The following is a 14,171-nucleotide window of genomic DNA, read 5'->3' on the forward strand; positions in this document are numbered from 1 at the left end:
CATTACGCAAGCACATTGCGCACGTAAGGCCCCATGTCCGGTACGCGCCCGCAGGCGCGGCCTATCATGGGGCTTGCGTCTGTGTGCGGGGTGTAACTCCTATCACTGGACGCGCGTTGGGCCTTACGTAGACTGAGGCGCTCGCAGCGAAGCGTCACGCCGACTCGTTTCGCGGCACCATCACGCAGGGAGTTACGACCGTGGCAAGTGGCAACGCGATCCGAGGAAGCCGGGTCGGGGCGGGGCCGATGGGCGAGGCCGAGCGCGGCGAGTCCGCGCCCCGGCTGCGCATCTCCTTCTGGTGCTCCAACGGGCACGAGACGCAGCCCAGCTTCGCCAGCGACGCGCAGGTCCCCGACACCTGGGACTGCCCCCGCTGCGGCTTTCCCGCCGGACAGGACCGGGACAATCCGCCGGACCCGCCGCGCACCGAACCGTACAAGACGCACCTGGCGTACGTGCGGGAGCGGCGCAGCGACGCCGACGGCGAGGCGATCCTCGCCGAGGCACTCGCCAAACTGCGGGGCGAGATCTAGGAGTCGGGATCCGGCCGGACACCTCTCGGTGTCCGGCCGGTCGCGTCCCGGGCCCGTACGCGCATCTCCGCGCGGCGTATTTTCCGTACGCCCGGAGCCGCGCGGCTCCTCCGCCGCCGTGCTGACACCTGCGACCGAACCGGACGTATCCGTTGTTGACCCGGATGACCCCGGGACGACGGCTCACGTCACCCCCTGATCAATTAGGTTGGGACCGGTAGCGGGGCAAGGCACGCAAGCCAGGCAGGAAAGAGGCGGAAGTCCGAAATGAACGCAGAAAGCCGCACCAGGCTCGATCAGACGCCCGAGTGGACCGCGCTGGCCGAGCACCGGGAGGAACTCGCCGGGGCGCACCTGCGCGAGCTGTTCGGCCGGCACCCGGGACGGGGCGCCGCGTACACACTGCGGGTCGGTGACCTGCACGTCGACTACTCCAAGCATCTGATCACCGACCGGACGCTGGAGCTGCTGCGCGAGCTGGCCGCGGCGACGGACGTGCCCGGCCTGCGGGACGCGATGTTCCGCGGTGAGAGGATCAACGTCACCGAGGACCGGGCGGTCCTGCACACCGCGCTGCGCGCCCCGCGCGACGCGGTCGTGGAGGTCGACGGCGAGAACGTCGTGCCGAAGGTGCACGCCGTGCTCGACAAGATGGCCGGCTTCGCCGGGCAGGTCCGCTCGGGCGCCTGGACCGGGCACACCGGCCGGCGCATCCGCACCGTCGTCAACATCGGCATCGGCGGCTCCGACCTGGGTCCGGCGATGGCGTACGACGCGCTGCGCGCCTTCACCGACCGGGACCTGACGGTCCGTTTCGTGTCGAACGTGGACGGGGCCGACCTGCACGAGGCCGTGCGGGACCTGGACCCGGCCGAGACGCTGTTCATCGTCGCCTCGAAGACGTTCACCACCATCGAGACGATCACCAACGCGACCTCGGCGCGCGACTGGCTGCTGACCGGGCTGAAGGCCGGTCAGGAAGCCGTCGCCCAGCACTTCGTGGCGCTGTCGACGAACGCGGAGAAGGTCGCCGACTTCGGCATCGACACGGCCAACATGTTCGAGTTCTGGGACTGGGTCGGCGGACGCTACTCGTTCGACTCCGCGATCGGCCTGTCACTGATGCTCGCGATCGGCCCGGAGCGCTTCCGCGAGATGCTCGACGGCTTCCACCTCGTCGACGAACACTTCAGGACCGCGCCCGCCGAGTCCAACGTGCCGCTGCTGCTGGGCCTGCTCGGCGTCTGGTACGGCAACTTCCACGGCGCCCAGTCGCACGCGGTGCTGCCGTACTCGCACTACCTGTCGAAGTTCACGGCGTATCTGCAGCAGCTGGACATGGAGTCCAACGGCAAGTCCGTGGACCGCGACGGGAACCCGGTGCAGTGGCAGACCGGACCGGTGGTGTGGGGCACGCCCGGCACCAACGGCCAGCACGCCTACTACCAGCTCATCCACCAGGGCACGAAGGTGATCCCGGCGGACTTCATCGGCTTCGCCGAGCCGGTCGCCGAGCTCAGCGACCCTCTCAAGGCGCAGCACGACCTGCTGATGGCCAACTTCTTCGCGCAGACGCAGGCGCTGGCCTTCGGCAAGACGCCGGACGAGGTACGGGCGGAGGGAGTGCCCGAGGAGCTGGTGCCGCACAAGACGTTCCAGGGCAACCACCCGACGACCACGATTCTCGCGCGCGAGCTGACTCCGTCGGTGCTCGGGCAGTTGATCGCGCTCTACGAGCACAAGGTGTTCGTGCAGGGCGCGATCTGGAACATCGACTCGTTCGACCAGTGGGGGGTCGAGCTCGGCAAGGTGCTGGCGAAGCGGGTCGAACCGGCTCTCACGGAGGGTGCCGAGGTCTCCGGGCTCGACGAGTCCACCAAGGCTCTCGTGGCCACGTACCGGGAGTTGCGGGGGCGTCGCGGGTAGCGATGTCGGGTGCGGGTCCGGTGAGGGCCGGCTGCGCAGTTCCCCGCGCCCCTGGAGGTACTCAGGGGCGCGGGGGTGACCGGTGCCCCGTCCGTCAGGGTGACGCCGGCGGGTACAGCGCGCGTGGCAGCTGGGACGCGGCCGCCGCGTCCAGGAGCCACAGCGTGCGGGTGCGGCCGCGCGCACCGGCGGCCGGCGCCTGGATCTCACCGGCGCCGGACAGGGCGATCGCCGCGGCCTCCGCCTTGTCCTCGCCCGCCGCGAGCAGCCACACCTCACGGGCCGAACGGATCGCGGGCAACGTGAGCGTGACCCGGACGGGCGGCGGCTTCGGCGCACCGCGCACCCCCACCACCGTCCGCTCCGTCTCCCGGACCGCGGGCAGCTCGGGGAAGAGCGACGCCACGTGCGTGTCCGGCCCGACGCCCAGCATCAGCACGTCGAAGGACGGGACCGGGCCGTGGTCGTCCGGCCCGGCGGCCTCGGCGAGCTCGGCCGCGTAGGCCTGCGCCGCCGCGTCCACGTCGGAGCCCCAGGACCCGTCCGACGCGGGCATGGCATGCACCCGCTCCGGATCCAGCGGCACCGAGTCGAGCAGCGCCTCCCGGGCCTGGGTGACATTGCGCTCGGGGTCGCCCTCGGGCAGGAACCGCTCGTCGCCCCACCACAGGTCGAGCCGGCCCCAGTCGACGGCGTCCCGGGCCGGTGCCGCCGCGAGCGCCGCCAGCAGACCGTTGCCGTTGCGGCCCCCGGTCAGGACGACCGAGGCGTGACCGCGGGAAGCCTGCGCGTCCACGACCTTGGTGATGAGCCGGGCCGCGGCGGCCTGGGCCATCAGCTCCTTGTCGCGGTGGACGACCAGCTGGGGAGTGTTCACTGCGGGTCCGCCTTCTTGACCGGGGGCATCTGGGCGGGGGTGGGACGCGACGCGTCGCCCTCGCCCGCCGCGGCGGCGGACGCCGATGGTGACACGGACTTCCCGGCCGGCGCCGGAGCGTCCTGCACCGGACGGACCGGGAGCTCGCCCGGGGTCCAGGTGGCCGCCTCGGGCCGCTGGGAGGCCGACTGGATACCGCCCAGCCGGTCCACGCCGAACCGCAGCGCGGACGCGTACGTCTCGTCCGGGTCGAGCCTGCGCAGCTCCTCCGCGAGCAGTTCGGACGTCTCGCGGCGCTTGAGCGCCACCGCGCGGTCCGGCTGGCCGGGCAGCGCCAGCGTGGCCATCGCCCCGTCGGAACGGTGGAGGGTGATGGGGCCGCCGGTCGTCTCCAGCCGGACCTGGGTCAGGCCCGGACCGGCGGAGACGGCGCGCCGCACGTGCACGTGCAGACGGTCGGCCAGCCACATGGCGAGCAGCTCGACGCTGGGGTTCGCCTCCTCGCCCGCCACCTCGACGGAGACGACCTCGCAGTCGACCTGGTCGAGGGCGGCGGCCAGCATGGAGCGCCACGGAGTGATCCGGGCCCACGCGAGGTCGGTGTCGCCCGGCTCGTAGCTCTCGGCGCGGGCCTTCAGCTCCTCGACGGGCTTCTCCGCCGTATAGCTGTCGGTGACCCGGCGCTGGCCGAGGGCGCCCAGCGGGTCGCCCGCGGCGTCGCGGGGCGCGTCCACCGACCACCAGACGACGACCGGCGCGTCGGGGAGCAGCAGCGGCAGCACGACCGACTGGGCGTGGTCCGACACCTCGCCGTACAGCCGCAGGACGACCGTCTCCCCGGTGCCCGCGTCCGCGCCGACCCGCACCTCGGCGTCCAGCCGGGACTTCGTCCGGTCGCGGGGTGAGCGCGAGACGCGCTTGATGACGACGAGGGTGCGCGAAGGGTGCTCGCGCGAGGCGTCGTTGGCGGCCTTCAGGGCGTCGTAGGCGTTCTCCTCGTCGGTGACGATGACGAGGGTGAGGACCATGCCGACGGCCGGGGTGCCTATGGCCCGGCGCGCCTTCACGAGCGCCTTGTTGATCTTGCTGGCCGTGGTGTCCGTCAGATCTGTCTTCATGGCCGACGCCAGCTCCGTCCGTCTCGCTCGAGCATCTGGTCGGCCTCGACGGGCCCCCAGGTGCCCGACGGGTACTGCGCGGGCCTGCCGTGCTTGTCCCAGTACTCCTCGATCGGGTCGAGGATCTTCCAGGACAGCTCGACCTCCTCGGTGCGCGGGAAGAGGTTCGAGTCGCCCAGCAGGACGTCGAGGATGAGCCTCTCGTACGCCTCGGGGCTGGACTCCGTGAACGACTCGCCGTACGCGAAGTCCATCGAGACGTCCCGGATCTCCATGGAGGTGCCGGGCACCTTGGAGCCGAAGCGGACCGTGATGCCCTCGTCGGGCTGGACGCGGAAGACGATCGCGTTCTGGCCCAGCTCCTCCGTCGCCGTGTGGTCGAAGGGGGAGTGCGGGGCGCGCTGGAAGACGACGGCGATCTCGGTGACCCGGCGGCCCAGGCGCTTGCCGGTCCGCAGGTAGAAGGGGACGCCCGCCCAGCGGCGGTTGTCCACCTCGACCTTGATCGCCGCGTAGGTGTCGGTCTTCGACGTGGGGTCGATGCCGTCTTCCTGGAGGTAGCCGACGGCCTTCTCGCCGCCCTGCCAGCCCTCGGCGTACTGACCGCGGACGGTGTTCGCGCCGAGGTCGGCGGGCAGCCTGACCGCGCCGAGCACCTTGGTCTTCTCGGCGGCGAGCGCGTCCGCGTCGAAGGAGGCGGGCTCCTCCATGGCCGTGAGGGCCATCAGCTGGAGCAGGTGGTTCTGGATGACGTCACGGGCGGCGCCGATGCCGTCGTAGTAGCCGGCGCGGCCGCCGATGCCGATGTCCTCGGCCATCGTGATCTGCACGTGGTCGACGTACGACCGGTTCCAGATCGGCTCGAACATCTGGTTGGCGAAGCGCAGCGCCAGGATGTTCTGGACCGTCTCCTTGCCCAGGTAGTGGTCGATGCGGAAGACCTGGTCCGGGGCGAAGACCTCCTCGACGGTGGCGTTGAGGTCCTCGGCCGACCTGAGGTCGTGTCCGAAGGGCTTCTCGATGACCGCGCGCCGCCAGGAGCCGCTCGACTGGTCGGCGAGGCCGTGCTTCTTCAGCTGCCGGATGACCACCGGGAACGCGGACGGCGGCACGGAGAGGTAGAAGGCGAAGTTGCCGCCCGTGCCCTGTGCCTTGTCCAGCTCACCGATCGTTTCGCGCAGCCGTTCGAACGAGTTGTCGTCGTCGAAGGTGCCCTGGACGAAGCGCATCCCCTGGACGAGCTGCTGCCAGACCTCCTCGCGGAACGGTGTGCGGGCGTGTTCCTTGACGGCGTCGTGGACCTCCTGGGCGAAGTCCTCGTTCTCCCACTCCCGGCGCGCGAAGCCGACGAGGGAGAAGCCCGGCGGCAGCAGGCCGCGGTTGGCAAGGTCATAAACAGCAGGCATGAGCTTTTTACGGGACAAATCGCCCGTGACCCCGAAGATGACGAGGCCCGACGGCCCCGCGATACGCGGGAGCCGTCGGTCCGCCGGGTCACGCAGCGGATTGCTGCTTGACAAGATTTCAGCCCTCCGAGGGGGCGAGGCGCTGGAGCTCCGCCTCGGTCGACTTGAGCAGGTCGTTCCAGGCGCCCTCGAACTTCTCGACGCCCTCGTCCTCCAGGAGCTGGACCACCTCGTCGTACGAGATCCCGAGCTTCTCGACCGCGTCGATCTCGGCGCGGGCCTGCTCGTACGTACCGGCGATGGTGTTGCCGGTGATCTGCCCGTGGCTCTCGGCGGCGAAGAGGGTCGCCTCCGGCATGGTGTTCACCGTGTTCGGCGCGACCAGGTCGTCGACGTACAGGGTGTCCTTGTAGGCCGGGTCCTTGACACCGGTCGAGGCCCACAGCGGACGCTGCTTGTTGGCCTGCGCCTTGTCCAGGGCGGCCCAGCGGTCCGAGGAGAAGACCTCCTCGTACGCCTGGTAGGCGAGCCGCGCGTTGGCGAGGCCCACCTTGCCGCGGGCGGCCTTGGCCTCGTCGGTGCCGAGGGCGTCCAGCCGCTTGTCGATCTCGGTGTCCACGCGGGACACGAAGAAGGACGCCACGGAGTGGATCGTGGACAGGTCGAGGCCGGCGGCCTTGGCCTTCTCCAGACCTTCGAGGTACGCCTCCATGACCTTGCGGTAGCGCTCCAGCGAGAAGATCAGCGTGACGTTGACGCTGATGCCGCGCGCGATCGTCTCGGTGATCGCCGGCAGACCCGCCTCGGTCGCCGGGATCTTGATGAGCGTGTTCGGCCGGTCGACGAGCCAGGCGAGCTGCTTGGCCTCGGCGACGGTCGACTTGGTGTTGTGCGCCAGGCGCGGGTCGACCTCGATGGAGACCCGGCCGTCCTGGCCCTGCGTCGCGTCGAAGACCGGACGCAGGATGTCGGCGGCGTCACGGACGTCCGCCGTCGTGATCATGCGGATGGCCTCTTCGACCGTGACCTTGCGGGCTGCCAGGTCCGACAGCTGCTGGTCGTAGCCGTCCCCCTGGGAGATCGCCTTCTGGAAGATCGACGGATTGGTGGTGACGCCCACGACGTGCTGCTGGTCGATCAGTTCGGCGAGATTGCCGGACGTGATCCGCTTGCGCGACAGGTCGTCCAGCCAGATCGCGACGCCTTCCTCGGAGAGGCGCTTCAGTGCGTCTGTCATGGAAAATGCATCTCCTACGTGTCGTATGTCGGCGTCGGCGTCAGCGCCGGGCCGCGGCGATCGATTCCTGGGCGACGTTCACCACGTTCTCGGCGGTGAAACCGAATTCCTGGAAGAGGACCTTGCCGTCGGCCGAAGCGCCGAAGTGCTCCAGGGAGACGATGCGGCCCGCGTCCCCGACGAAACGGTGCCAGGTCAGACCGATACCGGCCTCGACCGCGACCCGCGCCTTCACGGACGGGGGAAGCACCGAGTCCCGGTACTCCTGGTCCTGCTCGTCGAACCACTCCACGCACGGCACGGACACGACCCGGGTCGGGGTGCCGGCGGCCTGGAGCTGCTCGCGCGCCTCGACGGCCACGTGCACCTCGGAACCGGTGGCGATGAGGATGACCTCGGGCTCGCCGCCCTCGGCCTCGAAGAGCACGTACGCGCCCTTGGCCGCGTCCTCGTTGGCCTCGTACGTCGGAACACCCTGGCGGGTCAGCGCGAGGCCGTGCGGGTTGCCCTCGCCGAAGACCTTGGTGTAGCGGCGCAGGATCTCGCGCCACGCGAGCGCGGTCTCGTTGGCGTCGGCCGGGCGCACGACATTCAGCCCGGGGATGGCGCGCAGCGAGGCCAGGTGCTCGACCGGCTGGTGCGTCGGACCGTCCTCGCCGAGGCCGATGGAGTCGTGCGTCCACACGTACGTCACCGGCAGGCGCATCAGCGCGGACAGGCGGACGGCGTTGCGCATGTAGTCGGAGAACACCAGGAAGGTGCCGCCGTAGATGCGGGTGTTGCCGTGCAGCGCGATGCCGTTCATCTCCGCGGCCATGGAGTGCTCGCGGATGCCGAAGTGGATGGTGCGGCCGTACGGGTCCGCCTCGGGGAGCGGGTTGTCCGCCGGGAGGAAGGACGACGTCTTGTCGATCGTCGTGTTGTTGGAGCCCGCGAGGTCGGCGGACCCGCCCCACAGCTCGGGGATGACGGCGCCGAGCGCCTGGAGCACCTTGCCGGACGCGGCACGGGTGGCGACACCCTTGCCGGTCTCGAAGACCGGGAGCTTCTCCTCCCAGCCGGCCGGCAGCTCGGTCGCGGCGATGCGGTCGAACTCCGCGGCGCGCTCCGGGTTGGCGGTGCGCCACTCGCCGAAGCCCTTCTCCCACTCGGCCCTGGCCTCACGGCCGCGGTCGAGCGCCTTGCGCGCGTGCGCCAGCACCTCGTCGGCGACCTCGAAGGACTTCTCCGGGTCGAAGCCGAGGACCCGCTTGGTGGCCGCGACCTCGTCGTCGCCGAGCGCCGAGCCGTGCGCGGCCTCGGTGTTCTGCGCGTTCGGCGCGGGCCAGGCGATGATCGAGCGCATCGCGATGAAGGACGGCCTGTCCGTGACCGCCTTCGCGGCCTCGATCGCCGCGTACAGGGCGGCCGGGTCGAGGTCGCCGTTCTCCTGCGGCTCCACGCGCTGGACGTGCCAGCCGTAGGCCTCGTACCGCTTGGCCGTGTCCTCGGAGACGGCCGTCTCGGTGTCGCCCTCGATCGAGATGTGGTTGTCGTCCCACAGCAGGACCAGGTTGCCGAGCTTCTGGTGGCCCGCCAGCGAGGAGGCCTCGCCGGAGATGCCCTCCTGGAGGCAGCCGTCACCGGCGATCGCGAAGACGAAGTGGTCGAACGGGGAGGTGCCGGGGGCCGCCTCCGGGTCGAACAGGCCGCGCTCGTAGCGGGCGGCCATCGCCATGCCCACCGCGTTGGCGACACCCTGGCCGAGCGGCCCAGTCGTCGTCTCCACACCGCGGGTGTGCCCGTACTCGGGGTGCCCCGGGGTCTTCGAGCCCCAGGTCCTGAAGGACTTCAGGTCGTCCAGCTCCAGGCCGAAGCCGGCCAGGTAGAGCTGTGTGTAGAGGGTCAGGGACGAGTGGCCCGCGGACAGCACGAAGCGGTCGCGGCCGGTCCATTCGGGGTCCGCCGGGTCATGCCGCATCACCTTCTGGAAAAGGGTGTACGCGGCGGGTGCCAGACTCATCGCCGTACCCGGATGGCCGTTGCCGACCTTCTGTACGGCGTCGGCGGCCAGGATGCGGGCGGTGTCGACGGCCCGCTGGTCCAGTTCGGTCCACTCGAGGTCTGTTGTGGTCGGCTTGGTGCTCACCCTGGGTCAGGGCTCCTCTCCACATGTTGCACATGTCGAATGCCGGTGCACGTGGCGCCCACCGGCTCGCTGTCGAGCCTACCCCCGTGGCAACGCGCATTTTTTCGAGTCATTCCAGACTGCCGGGACTTCCCCCCTTCCGCCTCCCGACCGGCGGGTTCCGTATTCGGCAAGTGAATACGGAGCTGTCCATCCGACTGCTCAATCCGAAGCCGATCAGTCCTTCGCGGGACCCTTTCAACACGAGCGGACCCCCGCGGGGGCCGGGGTCTGGGCAACGTCTACAGTGGCGTGGTACGCGCGAGCCTTTACCGGGAGTTCACACCCGGGGCTCGCTGGGATGTCTCTGTCAGGGGTGTGCGTGACGGCCGTTGAATCCCGTCCAGCGGGAGTGCTCGGGACGAGCCAGGGCACGAACCACCGGCCGTTCGGGGCCCGGGTCAAGGCGTTCGTCGCTCTCACCAAGCCACGGATCATCGAACTGCTGCTGATCACCACCGTTCCGGTGATGTTCCTCGCGGAGCAGGGGGTGCCCGATCTGAAGCTGGTGCTCCTCACCTGCCTCGGCGGCTACCTGTCCGCCGGGGGCGCCAACGCGCTCAACATGTACATCGACCGCGACATCGACGCGCTGATGGAACGTACGGCGCAGCGGCCGCTGGTCACGGGCATGGTGAGCCCCCTCGAGTGCCTGGTCTTCGGTATCACGCTCGCCGTGGGCTCCACCCTCCTGTTCGGCCTCACCGTCAACTGGCTGTCCGCCTGGCTGGCGCTCGGGGCCCTGCTCTTCTACGTCGTCGTGTACACGATGATCCTCAAACGGCGTACGTCGCAGAACATCGTGTGGGGCGGGATCGCGGGCTGCCTGCCCGTCCTCATCGGCTGGTCGGCCGTCACCGACTCCATGTCGTGGGCCCCGGTCATCCTCTTCCTCGTCATGTTCTTCTGGACACCGCCGCACTACTGGCCGCTGTCCATGAAGGTGAAGGACGACTACGCGCGCGTGGGCGTGCCGATGCTGCCGGTCGTGGCCTCCAACAAGGTCGTCGCGCGGCAGATCGTCCTCTACAGCTGGGCGATGGTCGTCGTCTCCCTGCTCCTGACGCCGCTGGGCTACACGGGGTGGTTCTACACCGTGGTGGCGCTGGTGACCGGGGGGTTCTGGCTCTGGGAGGCGCACGGGCTGCAGTCGCGGGCCAAGGGGGGTGCCGTGGGGGCGAAGCTCAAGGAGATGCGGCTGTTCCACTGGTCGATCACCTATGTGTCGCTGCTGTTCGTGGCGGTGGCCGTGGACCCGTTCCTGCGGTGACGCCCCGCTTTTTTTGAGGGTGAGGGGCGGGTCGGGGCCGGGGTTCGTCGCCCGGTGCCGGTCCGTCGTGGCTTGTCGCGCAGTTCCCCGCGCCCCTGAGAGGCGTGGGGCGGAAGGCTGTGTCGCTGTCGCTGGAGGGTGCCGGGCGTGGCCCTGGGGGCTACCCGTCGGTAGCATTCTCGTATGGCAGACATCCAGCAGGTTGACGAGGGCGCCGACGGCACGCCGGACGCCAGGGCCGAGCGGCGTGCGGCGAAGCTCGCGAAGCACATCTGCGCCTTCGCGCAGGCGCACGGCGGCGCCGAGGGGCAGATCGCGTACCTCGGGCAGAAGGGCGCCCGGATCGTCCTCGTGGGGGAGGACGGCGAGTGGGGCGACCTCGTGGCCCCGACCCACGCGCTCGCCGAGGAAGCCGTGAAGCGGTCCGGCATCACCGTCCACGAGTCGTTCGACGGCGACTTCGCGAACAAGGTCAGGACGGGCCCGTACGAGTGGACCCGCATGGCGGGCATCCAGGTCGGCGGCCCCCGCAACGACTGACCCGTTGCCCCGCGGGGGCGCCGGGAACGGCACGACCGGCCCGGGCGCACCCGCACCCGAGAGCGCACCTCACCCGTTAAGCCCTGCGACATGGCGGAGCCACGCGTGGGGAGGTCCGGATGATCGAAACGCCGTCGCTGGTCGACCAGTACTGCCACGGCGTGCTGCGGACGGAGCTGGGCCTCGGCACCTTCGAGGCCCACCTGGCCAGGGGCGAGGGCCTGCCCGCCCCCGGCACCACGTTCTTCGACACGCAGACCGGCTTCGCCGTACGCCGCTGGTGCCCCCCTCTGCTGGGTCTGGAACCGCACTGCCCGCCCGCCCACTACCTGGCGCGGCGCCGGGAACTGGGCGTCCTGGAGGTGGGGCGCAAGCTGCTGCGGGGGACCGGCATCACCACCTACCTGGTCGACACCGGGCTGCCGGGCGACCTCACGGGACCGGGCGAGATGGCCTCCACGGGGGCCGCCGACGCCCACGAGATCGTCCGCCTCGAACTGCTGGCCGAGCAGGTCGCCGACACCTCGGGAACCGTCGAGTCCTTTCTCGCCAACCTCGCCGAGTCGGTGCACGGGGCCGCCGCGCACGCCGTCGCGTTCACCTCGGTGGCCGGCGCACGGCACGGACTGGCGCTCGCGCCCCAGCCGCCCGGCCCGGGCGAGGTGCGGGGCGCGGCCGGCCGCTGGCTGGCGGACCGCCGGGTGGGCGGCGTGCTGAACGACCCGGTCCTGCTGCGGCACCTGCTGTGGATCGCCGTCGCCTCCGGCCGGCCGCTCCAACTGCACGTCGGACTCGGCGAGCCCGGACTGCGCATCGACCGCACCGACCCCGCCCTGTTCACCGACTTCGCCCGCGCCACGGCGGGGCTCGGCACCGACCTGGTGCTGCTGCACGGCTACCCGTACCACCGCCACGCGGCGCACCTCGCGGGAGTGTTCCCGCACGTGTACGCCGACCTGGGCGCGGCGCTCGTACGCACCGGGGCCCGGGCGGCGGCCGTGCTCTCCGAGATCCTGGAACTCGCCCCCTTCGGCAAACTGCTCTTCTCCAGCGGGGCCCACGCACTGCCCGAACTCCATGTGGTCGCAGCGCACCTCTTCCGCGAGGCGCTCGCGCGGGTGCTCGGTGCCTGGGTGGCCGAGGGCGCCTGGTCGCAGCCGGACGCGCAGCGGGTGGCGGGACTGATCGCGGCGGGAAACGCCAAGCGGGTGTACGGGGTGCGGTGAGCTGCACAGACTGGGCGCATGACCCGCACCGTCGCGACCGACCGGCTCCTCGACCGCTTCCGCGCCGAACTGCGCGATCTCGGCCCCCTGGCCGTGTGGGCCCACGGCTCGCTCGCCGGGGGCGACTACCAGGAGGGCCGCAGCGATCTGGATCTGATCGTGGTCCTGGAGGACCCGGTCACGGCGGGAATGCCGTGGCGGGTGGCCCGGCTGCACGCCCGGCTGCGCCACGAACCGCTCGTGGCCAGGCTGCACTGCAGCTATCTGACGCCGGGGACGGCGGCCGACACGGAGGGGCGGCACCTCACCTGGGCGCACCGGCACCTCTTCAGACGGCCGGTCACGCCGGTCACCCGGCGCGAACTGCACCGCTTCGGCCTCGTCCTGTCGGGGCAGGGGCCCGAGGAGCTGCTGCCGCCGGTGACGGACGAGGAGCTCGCCGCGTTCGTCGTCCGGGACCAGCGGGACTTCTGGCGCCGCGAGGTGGACCGCGCGGGCAACTGGACGCAGGACGTCTGGGTGGACCTCGGCATGGTCACGTATGCCCGGGCCTCGGTCACCCTCGCGCAGGGGCGGTTGATCACCAAGCGCGAGGCACTGGATCTGCTGCCCGGCCTCGGCGCGCCCGTGGAGGTGGTCGCGGACATCAGGCGCCGCCGGTACCCGGAGCAGGGGCCGGCGCCGGCGCCGGCGCCGGCCCGGGAGTGGACGGCCCGCCGGGGGCGGCTGACCCGGGACTACCTGGGACCGGCGATCGACCGTCTGGTGGCCGCGTACACGTGACGTACCGGCACGGACGGTCCCGCGGGCGCGCGGCGGGTCCGCTCAGGTGCGGCTGAGCGCCGACCGCGTCGACTGGCCCGGCAGGTCCGCCAGGACCTCGGGCCGCTCCCGCAGCGCCAGCAGGACGCGGAGCGTGGCGATCCACACCAGGCAGGAACCGAACATGTGGGCACCGACCAGGATCTCCGGCAGGTCGGTGAAGTACTGGACGTACCCGACGGCGCCCTGCGCGAGGAGCACCAGGAACAGGTCGCGGGTGCGGTGCAGCGGGCCCTTCGGGGCGTCGACGGCCTTCAGGACGAACCACAGGGCGAAGGTCAGCGTCACCACGATCCAGGCCAGTACGGCATGCAGCTTGGTGACGTTCTCCCAGTCCAGCGGGATGCGCTCGACCTCGCTGGAGTCGCCGGCGTGCGGGCCGGCGCCGGTGACGACCGTGCCCACCGCGATCAGCAGCACGGTGACGCCGACCAGGATCCACGCCATCTGCCGCACCGGCTCGCCGACCAGGGGACGCGGCGCGTCGTCACCCTCGCGGGTGCGCTGCCACATCACCGTGGCGACGGCGATCAGGGCGGTGGAGAGGAGGAAGTGGGCGGCGACCGTGTACGGGTTCAGGCCCACCAGGACGACGACGCCGCCGAGGACCGCGTTGCCCATGACGACCCAGAACTGCGCCCAGCCGAGCCGGGTGAGGCTGCGGCGGTACGGCTTCTGCGAGCGGGCGGCGACGATCGCCCAGCCGACCGCGGCGCACAGGACGTACGTCAGCATGCGGTTGCCGAACTCGATGACGCCGTGCACGCCCATCGCGCTCGTGGTGGTGAGCGAGTCGTCGGTGCACTTGGGCCAGGTCGGGCAGCCGAGGCCCGAGCCGGTCAGCCGGACCGCACCACCGGTGACCACGATCAGTACCGCCATGACGAGCGCGGCGAGAGCGGCGCGCCGGACCGTCCGGGGAGCGGGGGTCCAGCGCCCGGCGACGAAGGCGAGCGGGTTGCGCACGGCGTGAGCGGCGTCCGCTCGGGTCACGTTTGGCACGCGACCATCGTAGGGGGCCGCTTGTGCATGCGTTCACGAGCCCC

The 14,171-nt window shown here is 71.0% G+C and carries 12 protein-coding genes; 6 read left to right on the plus strand and 6 right to left on the minus strand.

What is annotated here, in order from left to right:
• The first annotated feature begins 200 nt into the window (after positions 1-200).
• Positions 201-536, plus strand: coding sequence for an RNA polymerase-binding protein RbpA (locus QFZ75_RS29230; protein ID WP_003957010.1), 336 nt, complete (start codon positions 201-203; stop codon positions 534-536).
• Between the two features lie 267 nt (positions 537-803).
• Complete coding sequence (gene pgi, locus QFZ75_RS29235; RefSeq protein WP_307541618.1) at positions 804-2,462, plus strand: glucose-6-phosphate isomerase; 1,659 nt, start codon at positions 804-806, stop codon at positions 2,460-2,462.
• 94 nt (positions 2,463-2,556) lie between these two features.
• On the opposite strand, the gene pgl is transcribed toward pgi, so the two are convergent.
• The 5 genes from pgl to tkt are packed head-to-tail and all read right to left on the minus strand — an operon-like array spanning position 2,557 to position 9,228.
• Entirely contained in the window at positions 2,557-3,339 is a 783-nt protein-coding gene (gene pgl, locus QFZ75_RS29240; RefSeq protein WP_307541620.1) for a 6-phosphogluconolactonase, read from the minus strand.
• On the minus strand, positions 3,336-4,457 hold the full coding sequence (gene opcA / locus QFZ75_RS29245; protein WP_307541622.1) for a glucose-6-phosphate dehydrogenase assembly protein OpcA: 1,122 nt from the start codon (positions 4,455-4,457) through the stop codon (positions 3,336-3,338). The genes pgl and opcA overlap by 4 nt, the downstream gene beginning before the upstream one ends.
• Entirely contained in the window at positions 4,454-5,980 is a 1,527-nt protein-coding gene (zwf, locus tag QFZ75_RS29250; protein ID WP_307544879.1) for a glucose-6-phosphate dehydrogenase, read from the minus strand. The genes opcA and zwf overlap by 4 nt, the downstream gene beginning before the upstream one ends.
• Position 5,981: 1 nt before the next feature.
• Entirely contained in the window at positions 5,982-7,100 is a 1,119-nt protein-coding gene (gene tal, locus QFZ75_RS29255) for a transaldolase (protein ID WP_307541624.1), read from the minus strand.
• 40 nt (positions 7,101-7,140) lie between these two features.
• On the minus strand, positions 7,141-9,228 hold the full coding sequence (gene tkt / locus QFZ75_RS29260; protein WP_307541625.1) for a transketolase: 2,088 nt from the start codon (positions 9,226-9,228) through the stop codon (positions 7,141-7,143).
• Positions 9,229-9,583: 355 nt separating this feature from the next.
• On the opposite strand from tkt, the gene QFZ75_RS29265 reads away from it, so the two are divergent.
• From QFZ75_RS29265 to QFZ75_RS29280, 4 genes are all read left to right on the plus strand, one after another.
• The gene (locus tag QFZ75_RS29265) at positions 9,584-10,537 is read left to right on the plus strand and encodes a heme o synthase (protein WP_307544881.1); all 954 of its coding nucleotides are present in this window, start codon (positions 9,584-9,586) and stop codon (positions 10,535-10,537) included.
• A gap of 183 nt (positions 10,538-10,720) precedes the next feature.
• Entirely contained in the window at positions 10,721-11,077 is a 357-nt protein-coding gene (locus QFZ75_RS29270; protein ID WP_307541627.1) for a hypothetical protein, read from the plus strand.
• A gap of 119 nt (positions 11,078-11,196) precedes the next feature.
• Positions 11,197-12,303 (plus strand): amidohydrolase family protein, encoded by a 1,107-nt coding sequence (locus tag QFZ75_RS29275; RefSeq protein ID WP_307541629.1) that lies wholly within the window; start codon positions 11,197-11,199, stop codon positions 12,301-12,303.
• Between the two features lie 18 nt (positions 12,304-12,321).
• Positions 12,322-13,086, plus strand: a complete 765-nt coding sequence (locus tag QFZ75_RS29280) for a nucleotidyltransferase domain-containing protein (RefSeq protein WP_307541631.1) — start codon at positions 12,322-12,324, stop codon at positions 13,084-13,086.
• A 42-nt stretch (positions 13,087-13,128) separates the two neighbouring features.
• On the opposite strand, the gene QFZ75_RS29285 is transcribed toward QFZ75_RS29280, so the two are convergent.
• Positions 13,129-14,127 (minus strand): heme A synthase, encoded by a 999-nt coding sequence (locus tag QFZ75_RS29285; RefSeq protein WP_373465960.1) that lies wholly within the window; start codon positions 14,125-14,127, stop codon positions 13,129-13,131.
• Positions 14,128-14,171: the final 44 nt, after the last annotated feature.

Origin of the sequence: Streptomyces sp. V3I8, from assembly GCF_030817535.1 — a bacterium.
In the GTDB taxonomy this organism is placed as follows: domain Bacteria; phylum Actinomycetota; class Actinomycetes; order Streptomycetales; family Streptomycetaceae; genus Streptomyces.

Bases quoted from the DNA above. Each gene is read 5' to 3' on its own strand.
- opcA (WP_307541622.1), bottom strand. From the start codon at position 4,457: ATGAAGACAGATCTGACGGACACCACGGCCAGCAAGATCAACAAGGCG.
- QFZ75_RS29275 (WP_307541629.1), top strand. From the start codon at position 11,197: ATGATCGAAACGCCGTCGCTGGTCGACCAGTACTGCCACGGCGTGCTG.
- pgi (WP_307541618.1), top strand. From the start codon at position 804: ATGAACGCAGAAAGCCGCACCAGGCTCGATCAGACGCCCGAGTGGACC.
- tal (WP_307541624.1), bottom strand. From the start codon at position 7,100: ATGACAGACGCACTGAAGCGCCTCTCCGAGGAAGGCGTCGCGATCTGG.
- QFZ75_RS29280 (WP_307541631.1), top strand. From the start codon at position 12,322: ATGACCCGCACCGTCGCGACCGACCGGCTCCTCGACCGCTTCCGCGCC.
- QFZ75_RS29270 (WP_307541627.1), top strand. From the start codon at position 10,721: ATGGCAGACATCCAGCAGGTTGACGAGGGCGCCGACGGCACGCCGGAC.